Raw genomic sequence first — 23536 nt, 5'->3', positions numbered from 1 at the left:
TACTCATTTAGAATACTTTATTGGTTTAGGAAAATTCCATAAGATTTATAAAGACTTCTCACCTATAATACAACACGGCTAATTTTATAACGAAAAAAGAGGAAAAATCATGTATATTCATATTGGCTTTATTAAAAATCAGTTAAGGTTAAGAAAACATTTACCGACAATGCAACAAGATGTTGGTTCTATTCTCAAACATCACAGAAAAGAGATGGGATTAACGCTTGAAGAAGGTGCCGAAGGTATTTGTAGTGTAAGTTATTTATCTAAAGTAGAAAATAACTTAATACACCCTAGTGATAAATATATTGCATTATTTGAAGAAAAATTTAAAGTTGATTTAAAAGAAAAACCAAGTCGATTGGAAGAAGATATAATAGACTTTATTATTAATAAACATTTTTATGATGAACCCATTCAAGTAGACTTAAAGTTTATGAGTGGTTTAGACTATAAATCTAAACTGAATCAATTAATGTACTTAACTATAACAAATCAGGTTGAACGTGCGAAAAAGCAGTATATGGAATTAATGCCTTATATTAAAAACTTAAATACAAAAGAACTCAAATTATTTTTATACAGTATGGCATTATTACTAACAAAAGAAGGACGATTAAAGGATGCTTTTAGTGTTCTGAATTTGGACATGCCCTATAAGATGGATTGTTATTTAGGATGCTTGATGATGAAAATGAGAATTATGTTAGCAACCAAAATGAACAATCATCCCTTTATTCTATTAAACTATGAACAAGTGGTTGCATACTTAATTGATCATGAGTATTATCATATTGCCCATGAACTTAAATACGATTATATAGTATATTTGGTTCAGTTTATAACACTTGAAAATTTAGAATACATGTTAGATAAATCACTCCATTTAAAAGATGAGCAGAAAAAATACGTTTTAGCAAGATATCATTTTTTAAATGGTTCATATGAAGAAGCATATCCAATCATTCAAGGTTTAGAACTATATGATATTAACTTCTATAATTTATCCATCCAAATTCTAAATAAGATAGGTGATAAAGAAGCATTAAAAAAACTTATATCTTCTCAAAAGTATAAAGATAATATTCAAATGAATTTGATGAGTTCTTATTTGAATGAGAAATATTTTTCAAGAAGACTTACAACAACAAGTTTTATTAAAAATCAAATTATGAAAATAAATGATTTACCTGATATGATTGATCAACTACATTTTTGGTACGAAGAATCATTAGAAAATTTCAAAGCACATGGCTTTTATAAAGATGCTACTCAAATGGGACACTTAATTTATCGAAAAATTCGCGATTTATCGCTAACTGAGTATTGAAATATATTTTTCTTGTGATACAATAAATATGGTCAAGTTAATAATTTTAACTAAATAAAATGAATAGGAGGTAAAGTTGATGTTAAAAAACACTTTGATACTATTCATTATAGGTGGCTTAAACTAGCAGTTTAAGACTATAATGAAGGTGAATTTTTTATGGTTACCCTTCATTCATGTATATTTTTTTATGTGCATTTATAGACGAGGGTAACACCTCGTTTTTATTTATTTTTACGCACATGATAAGGAGCGCAACATGAAATTTATATCATTACTCAAATTAACTAAAGGACATACATGGGGATATATTGTATTATTTATATTAACTATATTTCACCGATTTTCATATTCTTATGTACCTTTATTTACGCAATACTTAATTCGTACACTCTATGTTTATATTGATCCAGTCAATATAGATATGAATCCAGTCAATTTTCCAGGATTTGTTACTGATTTCTTTCAAAGTGGACAAACAGTTATTGAAATTGCATTATATGTAGCCATAACTTTAATATTCTTTCAAGCTTTTAGATACTTGATGATGTATTTTGAACTCTATCTTAGAGGACGTATTCAAGAAAGTATTGCTAAAAACTTAAGAGTTAAGTTATATGATCACATTCAAAACTTAAGTTATAAGTATCACAATAACTCAGATAGTGGAGATTTAATCCAAAGAGTAACATCCGATGTAGAAACAACTACAGGATTTATCGTATTACAATTGATGCAATTGGTAGGACTTGTTGCATCGTTGTTAAGTGGAGTTTTCCAAATGTATTATATTAATCAAACCATTATGTGGATTTGTTTAGGGGTTATTCCACTTTATGCAGTTTCTTCATTATTCTACTTTATGAAGATAGAAAAAATATTTGATAAAGTAGAAAAAGATGAATCTAGCATGATGACTGTCATTCAAGAGAATGTCAGTGGTAATAAAGTTGTTAAAGCATTTGCTAATGAACCTTATGAATTGGAAAAAATGGAAGTTAAAAACTTGCAATATACGAAGAGTAACATTAGAGCAAATAAAGTTGTTGCCATCTATTGGGGTTCAATGGATTTTGTATCTATGTCACAATATGCCATTATTACAATCCTTTGTATTCATTATGTAAGAGAAGGAATAATGGATGGAGCAAGCTTTATTGCATCACTTATGTTAATTGGGTTACTTGTTTGGCCAATTCGTGGTTTAGGTCGTTTAATCAATGAATTTACAAAAGCGTTTGTTGCTATTGGAAGAATTAATCATATTTTAGATCAAAAGACTGAATTTGAAGAAGATGGTCAATTAGAACCTGAAATTAAAGGTCATATTATATTTAATAATGTAAGTTTTAAATTTGATGATGATCATAAATATTTATTAAATAATGTAACATTTGAAATCAAACCGGGTCAAACGGTTGCATTTATCGGTAAAACCGGAAGTGGAAAGTCAACGATTATTAATATCTTGATGCGTATGTATCCTTATGAAGGTTCAATTACCGTAGATGGTGTTGAGCTCAAAGACATTAAAAAACAACATATTAGAAAATATATTGGAGCTGTATTACAAGATCCGTTCTTATATTCTCGAAGTGTGTATGAAAATATATCAATTACCAATAGAAATGCTTTGGATGAAGAAATTAAAAAAGCAGCAGTTACAGCTGCATTAGAAAAAGATATACACACATTTAAAAACGGTTATGAAACCATGGTGGGTGAAAAAGGTACCACACTATCTGGTGGACAAAAGCAAAGAGTTGCTATTGCTCGTGTCTTAGTTAGTGAAAAACCGATATTAGTATTTGACGATGCATTATCTGCTGTTGATAATAAAACGGATATGATGATTCGTCAAGCATTGAATGAAAAGACATTTAAATCAACAAATATTATCATCACACACCGTATTACAACAGCAAAAGAAGCAGACCAAATTATTGTGTTAAACGATGGAACAATTGAGGCTATTGGAAAACATCAAGAACTTGCACATAAGGAAGGTCTCTATCAAAAACTTTGGGGTATCCAAGGTCGATTAGAAAAAGAATTTTTAGATATGATTAAGGAAGGTGAATCGCATGCATGATCAAGATCAAGAAGATGTATTAAAAAAGATCAAACTTCCAATTTGGGGTAAATTGTTAAAAATTATCCTAAGAGATAAAGCAAGTTTTATTATTATGATTAGTTGTGCAGTATTTCTAGCGTTATTAGACGCTTTAACGGTTGTACTAACCCAATACGCACTGGATGAATTTATAACCAACGGTAACTATCAATTCTTTGATTTATATGGAATTATCAATATAGCACTTGCTATTGGATTTGGTTTAGGGGTTTGGGGATTTATTTATCAAGGTGGTAAAATTGAGGCACGTGTGAACTATACACTGAGAAAAGAAGCATTTAGAACACTACAAAGATTACCATTCTCATATTATGATCAAACACCACAAGGGTGGATCATGGCACGTATGACAAGTGATGCAAGAAGATTATCTAATATCATATCATGGGGACTTGTAGATTTAATTTGGTCTGTGTTATTAATGATTTTTACATTAACAATTCTTTATATTTATCATTTTTATTTAGCTTTGATTGTAACAATTGCATTACCAACAATGTTTTTAGTAACACTTCTATTTAGAAAGAAAGTTTTATTAAGACATCGTCAAGCAAGACATTTTAACTCGGAGCTAACAGCTAAATATAGTGAAAGCTTCCATGGGGCAAAAACATCTAAATCACTAGTTATTGAAAAAGATAACCTATATGATTTTAGTCAAGTTGCTGGAAAGATGTATAAGGCGAGTGTTAAAGCAAACGGACTTTCTGCGATGTATACTTCAGTACTTTTGATGGCATGTTATTTATTTGTTGCAATTATTATGTATACAGGAACTATATTTACAGTAAACGAAATGATTTTAATTGGTACACTTTATTTATTCATACGTTCAACAGTAAGCTTTTTTGACCCAGTCATTAATCTTTCAAACTTTGTGTCACAACTCCAACAAGCGCAAGCATCAGCAGAGAGAATACTTGATTTAATTAATACAGAATCTAAAATTCAAGACCGTCCGGATGTTGTATCTAAATATGGAGATTGGTTTCATAAAAAGAAAGAAAACTGGGAAGAACTTAAAGGTGATATTGAGTTTAAAAATGTAACATTTTACTATAATCAAAATGAAATTATCTTAGACCAGTTTAATTTAAAGATTAAAGCAGGTATGAGTGTTGCATTAGTAGGACATACAGGTAGTGGTAAAACAACAATTGTGAATCTAACCTCTAGATTCTATGAACCTGTTGAAGGTGAAATTCTTCTAGATGGTATCGATTATAGAGAAAGAAGTATTTCTTGGTTACATGAAAAATTAGGTTATGTTTTACAATCGCCACATCTTTTTTCAACAACGATTATGGAAAACATTCGATATGGAAGACTTGATGCAACAGATGAGGAAGTTATTGCTGCAAGTAAATCCATAGGATTACATCCATTCGTTGAAAAGTTAGAGAAACAATATGATACGAATGTTGGTGAAGGTGGTAACCTTCTATCAATGGGACAAAAGCAACTCATTTCCTTTGCTAGAGCTATTTTAGCAAACCCTAGAATTTTAATTTTAGATGAGGCTACCTCATCGATTGATAGTGAGGCGGAACATTTAATTCAAGATGCAACCAAGTCTTTATTAAACGGTCGTACGAGTTTAATTGTTGCTCACAGATTATCAACAATTGTAGAATCTGATTTAATAGTGATGTTAGATACAGGAAAAATTACAGAAATGGGAACACATGAAGAACTCTTAGAAAAAAGAGGTGCATACTTTGAATTATATAAAAACCAATTTATGGCTGAAAAATCAAAGAGTTATGATCAATTAGTTTCTGAGTTATAAGTTATGTAGAGAAGTGATACGTATGAAATTACGTTCACTTCTTTTTTAATAAAAGTCAAAAATCACTTAAATCCATATTATGTATTGAGGTGATATATTATGCAGATTTTATCGTTACTCTTGAATGTTGCAATTATATGGAGTCAAACGGAGGTAATTATACCGTTAAATGATTCACTTGAAAGTTATAAGTATGAACCTTACGCTAGTTTATATATTGATGATGAACGCATCGATGACCCACTCATGTATTATGAATATGAGGTTAACCATACAACGTTCAAAGTGATTAATACGAAACATGTTGGAACCTACACTGTTTATTACCGTGTACATTTTCCAACATATGGGTTTGAATCTACAGAATCCATCCAATTTGTTGTCAAAGACTTGATTTTTCCAATCGTTACGCTTAGAGAAGAAATTGTTTTAGAGGTTTTTTCTAAGCCACCAGATTATCTAAGTTACTTACTCATAAGTGATAACCATACCCCAAACACTAATTTATTAGTCAACATTCGCTCAAATGATGTGATATATAATCAAATTGGTACTTATCGAATTAGTTTTAGTGTTACAGACCAATCCTTAAATGAAACGGTATTTCAAACAAATGTACGCATCATAGATTCAATCAGACCCATAATTAAACAAAAAACATCGGTTATAATTAAAGTGAATGAAATGATCTTGATTGATAAATTTTTTACCTTTGAAGATAATTATGATAAAGCATTAAAAATAGAGCTCATTGATACAGGTATCAATTATCAAAAAAGTGGGATTTATTCAGGAAAACTCATTGTAACCGATCAATCACTCAATCAAACAACTTTAGTTTTTGATGTTCAAATTGAAGATTTAGAAGCACCAAAAATAATTTTAAAGACTCAGAGTATGACTTATAATGTACATGATACGATTACACTTGATGAACTTAGAAGTTATATTTTAAATGTATCCGACAATCAAGATAGTATGGATGTAGCTGATGTTGAAATCATAAGTTATATAGATTCAAACTTTTTAGGTACTTATGAAGTCTTTTATCAAGTCAAAGATCAAAGTGGACAAACAGGAATATCTAAATTAACAATACACATCAAAGATTTAGAAGCACCTGTTGTGGAATTAATGCATGAAATCATAGTGGATGTGAACACATTAGAGCCTTATGTCTATGAGTATTTAAAAGTGACAGATAATTATAATGAATTAAGTGAATTACAGTTTTCAAAAACAGGGACAGTTGACATGTCTAAAATAGGTAGCTACCGTGTGATTGTAACGGTTAAGGATTTGGCTAAAAACGAAACCATATTTCCAGTGATTATTAAAGTTCTTGACCGAGTGAGTCCAACCATTGAGGGTCCTACGTTGATTGAGGTTACAAACTTTTATAAACCACTCTATGAATCCTTATATAAAGTGACTGATAATTACGATAAAACACTTAAAATGATGATTAAGGATGAACATGTTAACTATCAAGAAATAGGAGCGTATCAGGTTCAAATCATTGTCAGTGATGCATCTTTGAATCAAACCAGTATCTTTGTAGATATTCATGTAAAAGATGATATCTCACCAGAACTCATTTTAAAAAATGTGCAAGTGTTTATATCCGTTTTTAGTGAACCAGTTGATTTACTAGAATATGTTGAGAGTGTCTCTGATAACTATGATTTGGATTTAGATATCGTAGATATTGTTATAACTGGAACTGTTGATTATCAAAACATAGGATTATATAAAGTAACATATCAAATTATGGATCAATCCAAAAACATAGGTACCAATCAACTCTATATCCATATTAAGGACTATGAAGCACCCATCATACATGTATCCATGAAAGAATTAAAGGTAGGAGATAAAATTTATCTTCCTGATTTCTTTTTGGTAACAGATAATTATGATGGTGATATTACACATCTTTTAAAATTTACACCAGGGTATATTCCAACACATCAAGAAGGTCATTATGAAGTGATTGCTTATGTCTATGATAGTTCGGGGAACTATCATGAAGAAAAGGTTATGATTACTGTATTACCAAATGATGATATTTACTTGTATTTAACATATATGGGTGGGTTTATTGTCATCGTGGGAAGTATATCATTATTCTATATCTATAAGAAAAAGCGTGAAAAAAGAATACAATTCTAGTATAATATGTATGAAGAAAGAAAAAGGAACGTGCATATTATGGCAATACTTGTTGTTTATTGGACTGGTACAGGAAATACAGAAATCATGGCTGAAAAATTACATGAGGGTATCTTAGAAGCTGGTGTCGAAGCTGATTTAAAACAGATTGATGATTGTTTACCTGATGATGTATTAAATTATGATAAGGTTGCAATTGGATGTCCTTCAATGGGAATTGAAGAATTAGAACCTGAAGAATTTTTACCTTGGTATGATGATGTAGAACCTATTTTAGGTGATAAACCACTATTAATTTTTGGTTCATATGGTTGGGGTGAAGGTGAATGGATGGATTATTGGCAAGACAGAGTTAAAGGTCTTGGACTTAATTTATTTGAAGAAGGTATCAAGATTAATTCAACGCCATCAACAAAAGAACAACAAATGATTAAAGAAATGGGTATGCGATTTGCATTAAAATAGTAAAAGGATAGAATTATCCTTTTTTACTAATGTATAATAGGTATATGAGGTTATTGATTAATGGTAGGTAGTCTGTATATTCAAAGTGAATACTCCATGAAGAATTCAACGCTTAAACTTGAACGTTTGTTTCAGCTTGCCAAAGAAAGTGGTTGGGATTTTGTTGGAATTGCAGATGATGCTAATCTTCATGCTTTATATAAAGCATTAAAATTATCAGAAAGTTATCAAATTCCTGTAATCATAGGAATGAGACTAAGTTTAAAGGTAGAAGAAAGTTTGGTTGATTTTTTATGCTATGCCAAAGATTCAACTGAGCTCAAACATTTAATCTATTTATCAAGTTTAATTTCAATGAATTCTCGTTTAGAAATCGACGATTTACTGGATGAATTAAAACAAGTCACGCTTGTTTTACCAAGTATACAACCTATCTTTAATGACATAACAGATATTGATATATTAAAAGATAAAGTTTTAAAAATCATCAAATTAATACCTACGATACACTTTGGTTTATCGCTTCAACATGAGTTTAATCAAATATCTCATGTATTTTATGAAATAGCTAAGACATATAAACGATTCATATTACCTACACATCAAATGAACTATGCATCACAAGAAGAAAAAAGAAGTTATGATATTCTAAAAAGTATTGAAAATACGCAATATGTAGAAGAGATTTCATCGAAAGCATTCATGAATGCTTTCGAATTAAGAAAATTGTATAAGGACTATGGCTTTATGTTTGAACATATGGATAGGTTGTTTGGTAAAACAACATATGATTATGTTCATCAAACATTTGACCTTCCAAAATATCCTACTGTAAAAGATACAACGAGTAAGGATTATTTAAGTGCATTATCAATATTAGGACTTAAAAAAAGATTATCTAAACAACAATATGCATCCATAGAGATATATCAAAAACGATTGTTATATGAACTTGATGTGATACATCAAATGGGGTATGATGATTATTTTTTAATTGTCTATGATTTTGTCAGGTTTGCTAAAACAAACGATATATTAGTTGGACCTGGAAGAGGAAGTGCAGCAGGAAGTTTAGTTGCATATTGTTTAGGAATTACAGAAGTTGACCCAATTCAATATGATTTATTATTTGAAAGATTTTTAAATATTAATCGACGCACCATGCCAGATATTGATTTAGATTTCCCAGATCATAAAAGAGATAAAGTTATCGAATATGTGATGCATAAATATGGGAAAAAGCATGTCGTAACTATATCTACTTTTACAACATTTGCACAAAAATCATCCATCAGAGATATTGCTAAAATCATGAAAATTGATTCACAAAGAGCAGGAGCAATTCTAAAGAGTTATATCAATAATCATTTAGATGATACCGATTTTGAAGCTGTTGATTTGATTCAAGTTTCAAAGTCGATTGAAGGTTTACCAAGACAAACAGGAACACATCCTGCGGGTATAATAATTTCTCATGAAGATTTAAGCCATCATATTCCATTAATGACTGGACCTAAAGAAGTTTTACAATCACAATTGGAAGCATCCGATTTAGAAGCGTTAGGATTTTTAAAGATTGATTTTTTAGGGTTAAAGAACTTAAGTATTATAGAAGATGTTTTAAAACTAGAAAACTATCCGATTAAGTTAAGTGATATTCCACTTGATGATCCCTCTACATATCAATTATTAAAAGATGGAGATGTGGATGGAATCTTTCAATTAGAATCATTTGGTATGCGACAAACCATAAGAAAAATGAAACCAGATAAATTTGAGGATATTGTTGCATTACTCGCATTATACCGACCGGGTCCAATGATATTTATTGATGAATATATTGAAAGACTACATGGTAAACCATATGAGGGATTAGATCCATCCATTGATGATATTTTAAAACCAACGTATGGAATCATTATTTACCAAGAACAAATCATGAAAATATTAAATGAGTTTGCTGGATTTAGTTATGCTGAGGCAGATATCATTAGAAGAGCTATTTCTAAAAAGGTTCGTGAAGTGATAGAAAGTGAGAAAATCAGATTCATTCAAAGATCGAATGAAAATGGAAAAGACGCTCATTTGGCTGAAAAGATATATGATGCGATTGAACGCTTTGCAGATTATGGATTTAATCGAAGCCATAGTGTTGCATATGCATTATTAGCGTATCAAATGGCATATTTAAAAACACATTATAAAGCATCATTTATGGCTGTATTAATGACGAATGTTGCACAAAACAGTGAACTTATTAAATCTTATATGGAAACACTTCATTTAAATGGTATCGATATGTTACCACCCGATATCAACCTGAGTCTTGATCAATTCATTGTTAAGGGTCAAACACTAATTGCACCCCTTACCATGATTAAAGGTATTGGACCTTCATTGGTTCAAAAAATTAAAGTTATTAGAGGTGAAAAACCCTTTGTGGACTATCAGGACTTTAAACAAAGAACACACGATACCTTAAATGAAAAAGTCGTTGAATCCTTAATTTATAGTCATGCACTTGATGGTTTTGGATTGACAAAAGCTAGTCTTATTCAACAATTGGGTTATCAAACGTTTGGATTTGAAAGTTTCATTAAAGATTTTAAAGAGAAAAATGAAGTTGAATTTGATTTTGAAGTACTCAAAGAAAAAGAATTTGAAGTTTTTGGATTTAATATAAAATATAAACATAATCCAATGATTCAAGAACTTCATAAAAAATATAACATTAAGTCATTCAAATTAGAAGATGAACATGTAAGGACTATAGGTCGTATCACTAAGGTTAAAGTCATAGAAACAAAACAAAAACAAACCATGGCCTTTATTCAATTTGAATCAGATTATACAGTAGAACTGATATTGTTTCCAAAAGCTTATGAACAATATGAAAAACTGTTAAATGAGCCTTATGTGCTTGTTGAAATATCAAAAAACAAAGAAAAAACAAATAATGATTATATAATAAAACATATAGAGAAAGTGAAGGTATAAACATGCCAAATAATATATTATTAGAAAAATATGCAAAGCTTGCTGTTGTTACAGGAGCGAATGTGCAAAAGGGTCAACTTGTTGTTTTAAGAACAACAACTGAGGCTGTAGAATTAACGAGAGAAGTCGCTAGACAAGCGTATATTGCAGGTGCAAAAAGAGTCCATATCATCTGGGCAGATGAAAGAGTTTCAAAATATGCTTATGATTTTGCACAAACTGAAGACTTAAAAGAAATGCCAAATTGGCAAATAGATCAATATAAATATTTTGTTGAACATAACGCAGCATTTATTTCTATTGTATCTCCAGTTCCTAATGTATTAGCTGGAGTTGACTCTAAGAAAATGCAAGATGTTTTAGTAGCTACCATGAAACCTATTCAGTTTTTTAGAGAACATACAATGGGTAATAAATCACAATGGACAATTGTTGCTGCATCCAATCCTAGTTGGGCAGCAAAACTATTCCCAGATATGCAAGTTAGAAATGCGGTTGAAAAACTATGGGATGCAATCTTTATGGCTTGCCGTGTAACAATTGATAATGATCCAATTAGTGAATGGAAGAAACATAATGCTTATTTAAGTAGAAATAATAAGATCTTAAATGATGCAAACTTTAAATCTCTTCATTTTACAAATAGTTTAGGAACGGATTTAGTAGTTGAACTCATCAAAGACCATGTTTGGGCTGGTGGTGCAGAAACGGCTGGTAATGGTGTTATATTTAACCCAAATATACCAACTGAAGAATCATTTACAATGCCTTATAAATTTGGTACTCAAGGTAAAGTTGTTGCAACTAAACCATTAAACAATCAAGGAAGAATTATTGAAAACTTCTGGTTAGAGTTTAAAGATGGTAAAGTTGTAGACTTTGATGCTGAGGTAGAAAAAGAAGCTTTAGAGAGTATATTAGAGTTTGATCCAAACTCAAGATATATTGGTGAAATTGCTTTAATTTCTCATCAATCACCAATATCTAATACAAATATTTTATTCTTAAATACTTTGTTTGATGAAAATGCAAGCTGTCATATGGCATTAGGTAGAGCATACCCAATGAATATTAAAAATGGTAACCAAACACCTATTGAAGAATTAGAGAAAAAAGGTTATAACAACTCAATGAGTCATGTAGACTTTATGTTTGGTTCAAGTGATATGAAAATTGTTGGTACAAAATATGATGGTTCTAAAGTATTAGTCTTCGAAAATGGTAATTTTGTGATTTAACACAATATTATTTCGAAATCGAAGCAAATCACTGGCATATATTTCGAATTCGTAATATCATAGGTATAGTAAAAAAATATTACATACAAGGAGATTTACGAATATGTCATTAAAAATAGGTATTATTATAGGTTCTATTAGAGAAGGTAGAGCAGGATTAGATGTTGCCAAATGGGTTTTAGAAAAAGTTCAAGCAATCGATACAGCTTCAACCTATGAATTAGTTGATTTAAAATCATTTGATTTACCATTCCTAGGTGCAACACCTACAGAATCACAAATCAAGGGAATTACTTCATGGAGTCAAACAATGAGTCAATATGATGGTTATATCTTAGTAACACCAGAATATAATCATGTTGTACCAGGAGCACTTCAAAATGCATTCCAATTCTTAAAACCAGAAGTTGCTAATAAGGCATTAGCATTTGTGGGTTATGGTTGGTTAGGTGCTGCAAGAGCAATCGTTGGATTTAGAGCACATTTAGCATATCAACAAATTGCTTTAACACAACAACAAATTAATCTATCATTTACATCTGATTTTGCAAATCCAGGAACTGAAAATCAAACATTCACTCCAGGTGCATGGCATGATGCTGAACTGAACTTGTTAGTAAGTCAATTAACAGGTTGGTCAAAAGCTTTAAAAACTTTAAGATAATTTAGTAGGTATAAAAAAACGCCAATATCAAATTGGCGTTTTTTGTATTATGGAATAAAGAAAATACAACTTGGTTCTTGTACAGGAATTGTTTTCTTAAACTTTAGCTCTCCTGTATTGGAGTTTCTTTCAAAGATTGCAACATTATTAGAATGCATATTACCAACAACTAAATGTGACTCATCAAGTGAAAGATTAAAATCTCTAGGGTGTTTTCCTTGAGTGTTATAGATCTTTTGTTGTTTTAATGTACCATCATCTAATACTAAGAAGTGGGTAATTGCATCAAATCCACGGTTGGATACATAAAGGTGTTTTTGGTTATTGGATAAACGAATAGCAGCACTTGAAATTCCTGGAAAATTTTTGTCGATAGTTTTAAATTTTTTAACAAAATCCAACTTTTCATTATAGACATAGATTTCATGCGAATATTCAGTTAAACAATAAACATATCCTTTTTCTGAAACTACTAAATGTCTTGGTCCAACGCCTTTATGCAGTGTTAATTCTTTTTTAGGTATAAGTTTTAAGTTTTCACCTACAGAATAAGTAAATACGGTATCTAAACCTAGATCAACTGCAAAGAGTGTTTGACTTTTTTGATCATAATACACTTGATGTGCATGTGAACCAGTAGGATAAATCAGAGTTTGAATCTTTTTAGTTTGAGTACCATCGAATTTATATGTAGAAATTTGTCCTACATGGTAATTTGCTGTAAATATCATTGCTAATGTAGGTTCATAGAAAATATGTGCGGGACTATGTGCTTCTGAATGATCTTCATAAACAAGAGTTTGATCCTGATATATTTCAATACCTCCTCTAGCAATTGTAAATAAATGACCTTCTTGTAAAGTAAAATAAGTTGGATTAAATAATCTCATATGTAAAGAGACTTTATCCTCATCAACTAAGTAAATACCTTCGGATAGATTTTTAGTATAAGTGCCAACTAAGTATTTCATTTGTATTCCTCAACTTTCGTTATATATTATATCATGTATGAATACATTAATGAAATAGACAAGCAGAAGAGTTCAAAGCTAAAGTGATAAAAAAACTTTGATGTTAAAAATATTTTAGTATCAAAACGATGGACAAAAAATATTTTATGTTATAATGTATAGGTACATAATTGTCAAAACTGTAGGAGGTTTTTATACATGGCAGAAGTATTCGATAAAGTAAAACAAATCATCGTTGACGAACTAGCAGTGGATGAGGCTTTAGTAAAGCCTGAAGCAAGATTAGTTGAAGACTTAGGAGCAGATTCAATTGATGCAGTAGAATTGATTATGACAGTAGAAGATGCATTCTCTATTGAAATTTCCGATGAAGTTTTACAAAACATCAAAACTGTGAATGACTTGGTATCATATATCAAAGACAATCAATAGTAAATAAATTAAATCTCCTAATGGAGATTTTTTTTATTTTAGATAGGGCTTTTATCATTGAAAAGAGTTCTTAAATTCTATATAATAGAATGTATGAGAAAGTAGGTAAGCATATGATATATTATGACTATCAAAAGATAGAGAAGAAGTGGCAAAAACATTGGTTAGACTTAAAACTGTTTAAGACTAAAACTGATCGTTTTCACCCTAAATATTATGTGTTAGATATGTTTCCATATCCTTCAGCATCAGGACTTCATGTAGGACATATAGAAGGGTATACGGCAACGGATATCGTATCTCGTTTTAAAAGAATGCAAGGATATAATGTATTACATCCAATGGGATGGGATGCATTTGGTTTACCATCTGAACAATATGCATTAGCAACTGGTAAAGATCCTAAATCATTTACATATCAAAACATTAGTAATTTTAAACGACAAATTATAGAAATGGGTAAAGGTGTTGACTGGGATAAAGAACTCGCAACAACAGACCCTGAATACTACCGCTATACACAGTGGATTTTTAAGCGTCTATATGAAAAAGGTTTAGCTGTTTTAAAAGATGTTGAAGTCAATTGGTGCGAAGGTTTAGGCACTGTATTAGCAAATGATGAAATTGAAATAGTAAATGGCCAAATGGTTTCTGAAAGAGGTCATTATCCAGTTATTAAAAAGCCAATGAGACAATGGGTTTTAAGAATTACAGAGTATGCGGATAGATTATTAGACGATTTAAAACTTGTAGACTGGCCTGAAAACTTAAAAGAGATGCAAAGAAACTGGATTGGTAAATCCAGTGGTGCAATCATTGATTTTAAGATTGCAGGATCTGATGATTCTGTAAGTGTCTTTACAACAAGACCGGATACCATTTATGGTGTTACTTATGTTGTATTATCACCAGAGCATCCACTTGTATTAAGTATTACATCCGATGATGAATTAGAAACAGTAAAAAAATATATTGATCAAACCAAAATGAAATCCGATTTAGACAGAATTGCAGATAAAACAAAGACAGGTGTTTTTACTGGTGCATTTGCTAGACACCCATTAACTAATCAGTTGATACCAATTTGGATTGCAGATTATTGTTTAATGAATTACGGAACAGGTGCAGTTATGGCAGTTCCAGCACATGATGAAAGAGACTATGAATTCGCAATCAAATTTGGTCTTGAAGTTATTGAAGTGATTAAGGGTCAAGGTGATTCACCATTTACTGGGGATGGTATTCATCATCATTCAGGTATAATTGATGGCTTATATAATGATGAAGCCATTGAAAAAATGATTACGCATTTGGAAGCTAGAAAAATTGGTAAACGACACGATACATATAAATTAAGAGACTGGGTATTTAGTCGTCAGCGCTATTGGGGAGAACCTTTCCCTGTTTTATATGATACAAATGGAAATATATCATTAGTTCCTGATGATGAATTACCACTTGAATTACCTTACTTAGAGTTTATTAAACCAAGTGGAACAGGCGAATCTCCTCTTGCTAATGCACTAGATTGGTTATATCCAGAAATTGATGGTAAGAAATATAAAAGAGATACCAATACCATGCCTCAATTAGCAGGTTCAAGTTGGTATTATATTGCATATATTTTAAAATCTAATTTAGGATATCTACCATTAGATAGCCAAGAAGCTAAACAAGTTCTGGATCAGTTTTTACCAGTGGATTTATATGTAGGTGGTACTGAACATGCTGTTGGGCATTTACTCTATGCTAGATTTTGGCATAAGGTATTTTATGATTTGGGATTTGTTAGTTCTAAAGAACCTTTTATGAAATTAGTGAACCAAGGTATGATTTTAGGTGAAGATCATTCTAAAATGAGTAAATCTAAAGGGAACTCTGTTTCTCCAGATGATTTTATCTTAAGTCATGGAGCGGATGCTTTAAGATTATTTGAAATGTTTATGGGTCCCTTAGAATCTGAAAAACCTTGGAGTAATGATGGGTTAGAAGGTGCTAAAAGATTTTTAGATCGAGTATGGAGAATGTTTGATTTTGAAATCAAGGAAGACAATGTTTCAGAACTTCAAACAATTTATCATCAAACGATCAAAAAAGTAACTGAAGATTATGAAAAGTTAGCCTTTAATACTGCAATCTCTCAAATGATGATTTTTGTTAATGAAGTATATAAAGTACAATCCATTGGTAAACATCAAGTTCGTGGATTCTTAAAACTTCTTAATCCAATTGCTCCACATATGACTGAGGAATTAAACCGTGAGATTTTAAATCATCATGAAGAACTTATTTACTCTGAATGGCCAATATATGACCCTGCTTACCTCGTTCAAAATGAAGTTGAACTGGTTGTACAAGTCAATGGTAAGTTAAGAGCGAGACTTCAAATTAAAAAGGATTTACCAGAGGCTGATGTCAAGAGTCTTGCATTAAATCATGAAAATGTCTTAAGACATACAGAAGGTTTTGAGATAGTTAAAGTGATTGTAATACCTAATAAAATTGTAAATATTGTTGTTAAAAATTCATAAAGATTAAATCTATTGAAAAGGTACTTTGGAATACAAAGTACTTTTTTTCTATTTAAAAACACCTATTTAAAGCCATTTATTGACTTAAAATTAATGAAAACGTGTTCATTATAACTTTACTTTCTTTTTATATTTTATTTTAGTATGATGTAGGTATACAAACGTTACTAAAAAATAAATAAGGAGAATTCCAACATGGAAAAAAAGACAATAATCTCAAACGAGGTTGATTCTTTAGTCATGGGTGCAAAAGAAGCACTCCATGAGTATCTATCTTTTTCTCAAGAAAAAATAGATACAATTGTCGCAAAAGTGTCTGTTGCAGCAATTGATGCACATGGTACTTTAGCAAAACTTGCAGTCGATGAAACAAAACGAGGGGTATATGAGGATAAAGCAACCAAAAACCTTTTTGCAGTTGAATATGTCATTAATCATATGCGTCATTTAAAAACGGTAGGTATCATTTCTGAAAATACAGTAACAGGTATTACTGAAATTGCAGATCCCGTAGGTGTGATATGTGCAGTAACACCTGTAACAAATCCAACATCAACAACAATTTTCAAGTCTCTTATTGCACTCAAAACTAGAAACCCAATTGTTTTTGCATTTCATCCATCTGCACAACAATCCAGTAAAGAAGCAGCTAGAATTATTAAAGAAGCTGCAATAAAAGCAGGGGCTCCAAAAAACTGTATTTCTTGGATAGAAAACCCAAGTATTGAAAACACCAATCTATTGATGAATCATAAAGATGTATCAACCATTCTTGCAACCGGCGGAAATCAAATGGTTAAAGCTGCATATAGTTGTGGGAAGCCTGCACTTGGTGTAGGTGCTGGTAATGTCCCTGCTTATATTGAAAAATCAGCAAATATTAAGCAAGCAGTGAATGATATTGTCATGTCTAAGGCATTTGATAATGGTATGGTGTGTGCATCAGAACAAGCAGTAATCATTGATGAAGAAATCTATAAAGATGTTTTAGATGCATTCAAACAATGTCATGTACATTTTTGTACAAAGGAAGAAAAAGCATTAGTTGAAAAATTACTATTCCCAGATGGTAAAAAACTGAATGCGGTAGTTGTTGGACAAAGTGCTTTTGATATAGCTAAAATGGCTGGATTTAGTGTATCACCTAAGACAAATATACTTGCAGTCAACTGTTCAACAGTAGGTGAGGTTGAACCACTTACGAGAGAAAAATTATCACCAGTATTAGCAGTTTTAAAGTCTAAAAACTTTGATGAGGGGTTATACTTATCTGAAAAAATGGTAGAACTGGATGGACTTGGACATTCTGCAGTCATTCATACAAACCATAAACCATACGCTAGAGCATTTGGTTTAAAATTAAAAGCTATTCGTATCATTGAAAATTCTCCTGCTACCTTTGGTGGAATCGGTAATGTTTATAACCGATTTATACCGTCCTTAACTTTAGGTTGTGGATCTTACGGCAGTAATTCAGTATCTGATAATGTCAGTGCGATTCATTTACTGAATATTAAAAGAATAGGGGAAAGAAAGAATAATATGCAATGGTTTAAAATACCTTCTAAGATTTATTTTGAAAAAGACTCAATTGAATATTTAAGACAAATGCATGATGTTCATAAAGTCATCATTGTTACAGACCGTGTGATGGTTGATTTAGGATATGTAAAAAAGGTAACAGACCAACTTTCCTTAAGAAGAAACCATGTAAGTTATCAGTTATTTTGTGATGTAGAAGCTGATCCATCCATCGAAACAGTGATGAAGGGTTATGAGCTTATGAAGTCATTTAAACCAGATACGATTATTGCTATTGGAGGGGGTTCTCCAATGGATGCTGCTAAAGCTATGTGGTTGTTCTATGAACATCCAGAAGTAGATTTTAACGATTTAAAACAGAAATTCATGGATATTAGAAAACGTGCATTTAGATATCCGGAATTAGGAAAAATGTCTAAATTAGTATGTATTCCAACAACAAGTGGAACAGGTAGTGAAGTTACACCTTTTGCAGTAATTACGGATACAAAAGAAAGTAAAAAATATCCACTTGCAGATTATTCCTTAACACCAACCGTTGCAATTGTAGATCCTGCACTCACATTAACTCAACCAAAATCTGTAACAGCAGATACTGGAATGGATGTATTAACACATGCTGTTGAATCTTACGTTTCAGTACTTGCAAATGATTATACAGATGCACTTGCATTACAATCCGTTAAAATGGTTTTTGAATACTTAAAAAGAGCATTTGATAATGGGCAAGATTTTGAAGCAAGAGAAAAGATGCATAATGCATCTACCATGGCTGGTATGGCATTTGGTAATGCATTCTTAGGTATTTCACACTCAATGGCACATAAGGTTGGAGGACGATATCATATTCCTCATGGTCGTATTAATGCAATACTACTACCACATGTAATTATGTATAATGGAGAAAAGCCATCCAAATTATCAACATGGCCTAAATATAAATTTTATCAAGCAGATCAAAAGTACTATCAATTAGCACTCGCTATTGGATTAAAACCTAAAACAGTAGAAGAAGGTGTTAAGATGTTTGCAAAAGCATGTTATGAACTTGCTCAATCCATTGGGATACAAATGAGCTTTAAAGCTCAAGGAACTGATGAAGTTGATTTCATGGAGCAAAGTTTGAATCTTGCATATTTAGCATATGAAGATCAATGTTCTACAGCTAACCCAAGACTTCCACTGGTAAAAGATATGAAAGAAGTACTAGAAAAAGCATTCCGTGGGGATGAAATTATATAATTTTGATAAAAAGCATAAGTTGTTTCAGGCTTATGCTTTTTGTTTAATATAGAAACGCTTTACGATGTAAAATCAAAAGTGATTTAGTAATACTTTGTATAATGGAATTATAAATGGGGGGGGATTTAAATGGTTTTAGCACAAGCAAGAATGTATGATTTAGTTGAATCGATAAAAAAAGATCCAAATATCTTATGTTTATTAGGTTTAGGTAGTATGAGCGAAACAAATCGTTTGGATAATTTTTCGGATATGGACTTCTTTTTAATTGTTAAGGAAGGCACAAAGGAAACATATTTAAGTGACTTATCATGGTTAGCAGTAAAAACAATCGTATTTAGCTTTAAAAATTCAGATGACGGGCATAAAGTAATGTTTGAGGATGGTGTATTTGCTGAATTCGCAATATTTACAGAATTAGAAATACAACAAGCTAGATTTTCAAAGGGATTAGTATATTACAAAAAAGATGGATTTAATGAAGATCTCATTCGACCTAGATTTGAACCTAAAAAACGAATAATCAATGTAGATTATCATGTTAATGAAGCATTATCAAATATACTCATCGGTTTAAAAAGAGCAAAACGAGGCGAACTTTCTTCTGCTACAACCTTTATACAAAGTTATGCATATGAGCTGGTTTTAGGATTATTTACGAAAGTATTTAAAGAATCTGTCGTACAAATTGATCCTTATGTTTTAGAAAGAAGAATAGAAAATAGATTTATAGAGTCTAATGATTGGATTGCTAATATGAGACAAGGATACTTAAGAAATAAAGAATCAGCACAAACCATATTAAAATTCTTAATGAAGTATTTTAATCCAAATCATGCAATGGTTGATGAAATAGAAAAACTTATAAAGTCACTTTAATAAAAAATAGAACTTGTTCAATATAGGGAACAAGTTCTTTTTATAAGTTCTTTAAAATATCCTGGATTTGATCAATTGCTTGACATCTAACAGCTTTTAAATCAATTCCATGTTGCTTAGCTGAAAATACACATCCACAATAGCACTGACGATATATATCGTATTGTTTAGAAATTTCAATACTTCGCTTAAAGCCATTTCTTTTTTTAAAATCACTAGGTAGATAGGACACACTGTAGATGGCTTGAACATCATAGCCTATTTGGTTGATTGTTTGACTATTTTTATGTGGAGATAGGGTTAATGCACTACCAAAATAATCATAACCATGTTCCTTAGCGTATAATGCAGCTCTGTCTAAACGCATTTCATAACAATAATTACAACGTTTGCCACCTTCAATTTCAAGTTCTAAATGTTCTTTATAAACATTTTCAATAAAGGTTTTTGGTTGATATGTGTCTTCAATGAACTTTACATTTAAACTGTGTGTATTATTAAAATCATCGATAAATTTTTTTTGTGATAACGAACGAAGTTGATACTCTTCAATAGGGTGAATGTTTGAATTAGAGAAGAAGATTGTTAAGTTACAAAGTTTGGCTATTTGTTCTAAAACAACGGTAGAACATGGTGCACAACAAGTATGCATCAGTACATTTGGCTTTATATTCTCTTTTTCCCAATTGCTTTTTATCTCTAAAAACCTAGTATCAAAATTAACCAAGTGTTTCGAGTCATTTTCTTTTATGATTTGATTAAAGTTCATGATGTATATTTCCAAAAGAAAATGACAGGTGCATCTTTTTTAGTCATGTGAGGTAGTTTATGTACTTCATATGAGATTTCTTTTTTATCTAAGTAAGACTGAAGAGCGACATATTCCATTAGACCTTCATCATGACCAGGATATGCAACTACTAAAATAAAACCTTGTCGTTTCTGGTGTAATTTATCAATTGCTTGGAGTGTTGTTTCATAATGTGTTTTAATTTTTTTGTCACTATTAGGTAAATAACCTAAATTAAATAATACACCATCATAATTAGGTACAGTATCTGTCACATACACATGGGATTTTAAATAGTAATAAATATTTGAATAATCTTTTAGTAATGCTTTGGATGTGTCAATGGCTTCTTTTTGAATGTCAAAAGCGTGAATTTCTTTGACTAATGGTGCTAAAAATAATGAATCATAGCCATTACCTAGTGTTGCATCCACTAGGATTGAGGATTTATTAATTTGAGATAATAGGATTTGGTGAGACAACTCAACCATTGTTTTCTTTCTCATAGTAATCACCTTGAAATAAGTTTAACTTTCTTAACTTTTTATCAATTTGGTTGGATACAACAAACTTTTTCTTTGTCCAAAGTGGTGCAATTAACATGTCTTCAGGTGCATCTCCTGTAACTCTGTGTACAATAATATCTTTTCTTAACCATAATAATTGATCTACTGTAATATCTACATATTCATCAAGTGTAAGTAAGTGCCACGGGTTTTTTAAATAATCATAACCCATTTTTGTTTTTTCCATCAGATGTAACATATGTATTTTAATACCTTGAATAGGTAATGTATTTAGATGTTTAACAGTATCTAACATCATCTCTTTAGTCTCAGTAGGTAAACCGTTAATGATATGTACGACTACCTCTAAACCACGGGCATTTAGTTTTTTTACGGCATCATCAAATGTTTTTAAATCATGTGCTCTGTTAATTAGATCACTAGTTTTTTGATGGATTGTTTGTAATCCAAGTTCAACTTGAACAGGCATTCTTTGATTAAGTTCAGCCAGATAGTCTAATACATCATCAGGTAATGAGTCTGGTCTTGTTCCAAGAGAAATCATGACAATATTTGGATCAAGCGTGATGGCTTCCTCGTAAATTTCTTTTAATCTTGGTAAGGGGGCATGTGTATTTGTATTCGCTTGAAAATAAGCAATATAGTAACCATCTTGCCATTTTTTATGCATTTGTTCTTTAACAAGTGCAAATTGTTTCTTTAAAGGATCATGTTTATCACCTGCAAAATCCCCTGAACCCATCCAAGAACAAAACGTACAACCACCAGATGCGACAGTACCATCAATATTCGGACATGTAAAACCAGCATTTAAAGCAACTTTAAATACTTTCTTTTGATATTTTTTACGATAGTAATTATTTAACGTGTTATAGTGCTTTTCAGCTGTTATTAAATCCATATGATCACCAAACTATATTCTATCATAAAATAAGCAGTTTATATATTCAAGATATGGATGTATCGTATAGATTGTGGATTTAAAATAATTTGGAAAAGTCAAGACTTACTTATCATTATTAACCGTGTTATAATTAACATACAAAGGAAGTGGACAATGTATAATCGTTTTAAAACTGGATTGTTAAAACCAAGTGAAATTGGCAAATATTTTAAAGACTCATGGTTACGCGTATGGGCTTACTTTTTTATGTTGGTTTTGATTCAAATACTACCCTTTACTGTATTTGTCATGGTTCAGGATGGTTTATCTGTTGATGAATATCAAACGATAGAGTCTAGTTTTAGAGAACATTTAAGCGGAAACCATTCTATACAAAATGGTTTATTAGTGATTCCTTCGGAATCTCTTAATGAACCCAGGTATTTTGTTATGGATGCATATACGATTGGAATAATTAATACACCCAGTCAACAATTGAGTGGTTTAAATATTACATTTATTGATGAGGGTGTTAGATTTAGTGTTTCTACACTATATAGAAAGTACTATTCTTATGAATCATTAGGTCTTCATGATTTTGAATTCAATGATTATAGTACATTAAATGTCCAAAAGTTTATGCGTGCAATCAATACGATTGTTAAAGATAATCAAGTATTTTCTAAAGGTTTTTCGTTAGGTGTATTGATTGCATCCACTGTGATTGAATTACTTTTTATTAGTTTTCTAGCATCTAGTTTTACGTTCACTATAATTCCTTTTAAGGTCAGATACAAAATTGCAGTTTATGTATCCACTGTTTATGTTATAGGTAGTTTATTTGCACTTGTGCTTTACACAAGTTTGATTCAACTCATAGGAATGATTGCAGTCATTGTTTATATGAGAATTGCATTATCAAAATTGATGGTTTTATGAGGAGTTTA

Annotated in this window: 17 protein-coding genes; 13 read left to right on the top strand and 4 right to left on the bottom strand. The window is 30.9% G+C overall.

The window, feature by feature from the left end; all coding sequences use genetic code 11:
* Positions 1 to 109: 109 nt before the first annotated feature.
* From B5X49_RS03290 to B5X49_RS03255, 8 genes are all read left to right on the top strand, one after another.
* Positions 110 to 1333 (top strand): helix-turn-helix domain-containing protein, encoded by a 1224-nt coding sequence (locus tag B5X49_RS03290; protein ID WP_045749736.1) that lies wholly within the window; start codon positions 110 to 112, stop codon positions 1331 to 1333.
* A gap of 259 nt (positions 1334 to 1592) precedes the next feature.
* Positions 1593 to 3425, top strand: coding sequence for an ABC transporter ATP-binding protein (locus B5X49_RS03285; protein WP_052670121.1), 1833 nt, complete (start codon positions 1593 to 1595; stop codon positions 3423 to 3425).
* Complete coding sequence (locus B5X49_RS03280) at positions 3418 to 5256, top strand: ABC transporter ATP-binding protein (protein ID WP_045749735.1); 1839 nt, start codon at positions 3418 to 3420, stop codon at positions 5254 to 5256. Before B5X49_RS03285 ends, B5X49_RS03280 begins: the two co-directional genes overlap by 8 nt.
* Before the next feature lie 99 nt (positions 5257 to 5355).
* Positions 5356 to 7428 (top strand): hypothetical protein, encoded by a 2073-nt coding sequence (locus B5X49_RS03275; RefSeq protein ID WP_045749734.1) that lies wholly within the window; start codon positions 5356 to 5358, stop codon positions 7426 to 7428.
* 39 nt (positions 7429 to 7467) lie between these two features.
* Entirely contained in the window at positions 7468 to 7893 is a 426-nt protein-coding gene (locus B5X49_RS03270; RefSeq protein ID WP_045749733.1) for a flavodoxin, read from the top strand.
* 60 nt (positions 7894 to 7953) lie between these two features.
* On the top strand, positions 7954 to 10890 hold the full coding sequence (dnaE, locus tag B5X49_RS03265) for a DNA polymerase III subunit alpha (RefSeq protein ID WP_045749732.1): 2937 nt from the start codon (positions 7954 to 7956) through the stop codon (positions 10888 to 10890).
* Positions 10891 to 10892: 2 nt separating this feature from the next.
* A complete protein-coding gene (locus B5X49_RS03260) occupies positions 10893 to 12128 on the top strand; it encodes an aminopeptidase (protein WP_045749731.1) in 1236 nt (411 codons plus the stop codon).
* A 103-nt stretch (positions 12129 to 12231) separates the two neighbouring features.
* Positions 12232 to 12792, top strand: coding sequence for an NADPH-dependent FMN reductase (locus B5X49_RS03255; protein WP_045749730.1), 561 nt, complete (start codon positions 12232 to 12234; stop codon positions 12790 to 12792).
* 47 nt (positions 12793 to 12839) lie between these two features.
* On the opposite strand, the gene B5X49_RS03250 is transcribed toward B5X49_RS03255, so the two are convergent.
* On the bottom strand, positions 12840 to 13763 hold the full coding sequence (locus B5X49_RS03250) for a lactonase family protein (RefSeq protein ID WP_045749729.1): 924 nt from the start codon (positions 13761 to 13763) through the stop codon (positions 12840 to 12842).
* A 198-nt stretch (positions 13764 to 13961) separates the two neighbouring features.
* Here B5X49_RS03250 and acpP point away from each other — a divergent pair, with 198 nt between their 5' ends.
* The 4 genes from acpP (at position 13962) to B5X49_RS03230 (ending at position 20389) form a co-directional block, all read left to right on the top strand.
* Positions 13962 to 14195 (top strand): acyl carrier protein, encoded by a 234-nt coding sequence (gene acpP, locus B5X49_RS03245; RefSeq protein ID WP_045749728.1) that lies wholly within the window; start codon positions 13962 to 13964, stop codon positions 14193 to 14195.
* A 113-nt stretch (positions 14196 to 14308) separates the two neighbouring features.
* On the top strand, positions 14309 to 16726 hold the full coding sequence (gene leuS, locus B5X49_RS03240; RefSeq protein WP_343285819.1) for a leucine--tRNA ligase: 2418 nt from the start codon (positions 14309 to 14311) through the stop codon (positions 16724 to 16726).
* A gap of 195 nt (positions 16727 to 16921) precedes the next feature.
* Positions 16922 to 19510, top strand: coding sequence for a bifunctional acetaldehyde-CoA/alcohol dehydrogenase (gene adhE, locus B5X49_RS03235; RefSeq protein WP_045749726.1), 2589 nt, complete (start codon positions 16922 to 16924; stop codon positions 19508 to 19510).
* A gap of 129 nt (positions 19511 to 19639) precedes the next feature.
* Positions 19640 to 20389, top strand: coding sequence for a hypothetical protein (locus B5X49_RS03230; protein ID WP_045749725.1), 750 nt, complete (start codon positions 19640 to 19642; stop codon positions 20387 to 20389).
* A gap of 40 nt (positions 20390 to 20429) precedes the next feature.
* Here the strand turns inward: B5X49_RS03230 and B5X49_RS03225 are convergent, their stop codons facing one another.
* Genes B5X49_RS03225 through mnmL form a run of 3 tightly spaced genes read right to left on the bottom strand, consistent with a single transcriptional unit; the run spans position 20430 to position 22607 of the window.
* Positions 20430 to 21161: an epoxyqueuosine reductase QueH gene (locus B5X49_RS03225; protein WP_045750083.1), complete on the bottom strand. Its 732-nt coding sequence runs from the start codon at positions 21159 to 21161 to the stop codon at positions 20430 to 20432.
* Positions 21155 to 21685 (bottom strand): tRNA 5-(aminomethyl)-2-thiouridylate-methyltransferase MnmM, encoded by a 531-nt coding sequence (gene mnmM / locus B5X49_RS03220; RefSeq protein ID WP_045749724.1) that lies wholly within the window; start codon positions 21683 to 21685, stop codon positions 21155 to 21157. The genes B5X49_RS03225 and mnmM overlap by 7 nt, the downstream gene beginning before the upstream one ends.
* Positions 21663 to 22607 carry a tRNA modification radical SAM protein MnmL/YtqA gene (mnmL, locus tag B5X49_RS03215; RefSeq protein WP_045749723.1) on the bottom strand — a complete coding sequence of 315 codons (945 nt, stop codon included), beginning with the start codon at positions 22605 to 22607 and terminating at the stop codon, positions 21663 to 21665. Before mnmL ends, mnmM begins: the two co-directional genes overlap by 23 nt.
* A gap of 156 nt (positions 22608 to 22763) precedes the next feature.
* Here mnmL and B5X49_RS03210 point away from each other — a divergent pair, with 156 nt between their 5' ends.
* A complete protein-coding gene (locus B5X49_RS03210; protein WP_045749722.1) occupies positions 22764 to 23528 on the top strand; it encodes a DUF1189 family protein in 765 nt (254 codons plus the stop codon).
* Positions 23529 to 23536: the final 8 nt, after the last annotated feature.

This window comes from Acholeplasma oculi, assembly GCF_900166985.1.
GTDB lineage: Bacteria > Bacillota_I > Bacilli_A > Acholeplasmatales > Acholeplasmataceae > Acholeplasma > Acholeplasma oculi.
Note: the sequence above shows the minus strand (reverse complement) of the source record. Positions and strands in the feature narration are given on the sequence as shown.

Excerpts from the sequence above, each read along its gene's own strand:
- B5X49_RS03290 (WP_045749736.1), top strand. The coding sequence starts at position 110 with ATGTATATTCATATTGGCTTTATTAAAAATCAGTTAAGGTTAAGAAAA.
- B5X49_RS03285 (WP_052670121.1), top strand. The coding sequence starts at position 1,593 with ATGAAATTTATATCATTACTCAAATTAACTAAAGGACATACATGGGGA.
- B5X49_RS03280 (WP_045749735.1), top strand. The coding sequence starts at position 3,418 with ATGCATGATCAAGATCAAGAAGATGTATTAAAAAAGATCAAACTTCCA.
- B5X49_RS03275 (WP_045749734.1), top strand. The coding sequence starts at position 5,356 with ATGCAGATTTTATCGTTACTCTTGAATGTTGCAATTATATGGAGTCAA.
- B5X49_RS03270 (WP_045749733.1), top strand. The coding sequence starts at position 7,468 with ATGGCAATACTTGTTGTTTATTGGACTGGTACAGGAAATACAGAAATC.
- dnaE (WP_045749732.1), top strand. The coding sequence starts at position 7,954 with ATGGTAGGTAGTCTGTATATTCAAAGTGAATACTCCATGAAGAATTCA.
- B5X49_RS03260 (WP_045749731.1), top strand. The coding sequence starts at position 10,893 with ATGCCAAATAATATATTATTAGAAAAATATGCAAAGCTTGCTGTTGTT.
- B5X49_RS03255 (WP_045749730.1), top strand. The coding sequence starts at position 12,232 with ATGTCATTAAAAATAGGTATTATTATAGGTTCTATTAGAGAAGGTAGA.
- B5X49_RS03250 (WP_045749729.1), bottom strand. The coding sequence starts at position 13,763 with ATGAAATACTTAGTTGGCACTTATACTAAAAATCTATCCGAAGGTATT.
- acpP (WP_045749728.1), top strand. The coding sequence starts at position 13,962 with ATGGCAGAAGTATTCGATAAAGTAAAACAAATCATCGTTGACGAACTA.
- leuS (WP_343285819.1), top strand. The coding sequence starts at position 14,309 with ATGATATATTATGACTATCAAAAGATAGAGAAGAAGTGGCAAAAACAT.
- adhE (WP_045749726.1), top strand. The coding sequence starts at position 16,922 with ATGGAAAAAAAGACAATAATCTCAAACGAGGTTGATTCTTTAGTCATG.
- B5X49_RS03230 (WP_045749725.1), top strand. The coding sequence starts at position 19,640 with ATGGTTTTAGCACAAGCAAGAATGTATGATTTAGTTGAATCGATAAAA.
- mnmM (WP_045749724.1), bottom strand. The coding sequence starts at position 21,685 with ATGAGAAAGAAAACAATGGTTGAGTTGTCTCACCAAATCCTATTATCT.
- mnmL (WP_045749723.1), bottom strand. The coding sequence starts at position 22,607 with ATGGATTTAATAACAGCTGAAAAGCACTATAACACGTTAAATAATTAC.
- B5X49_RS03210 (WP_045749722.1), top strand. The coding sequence starts at position 22,764 with ATGTATAATCGTTTTAAAACTGGATTGTTAAAACCAAGTGAAATTGGC.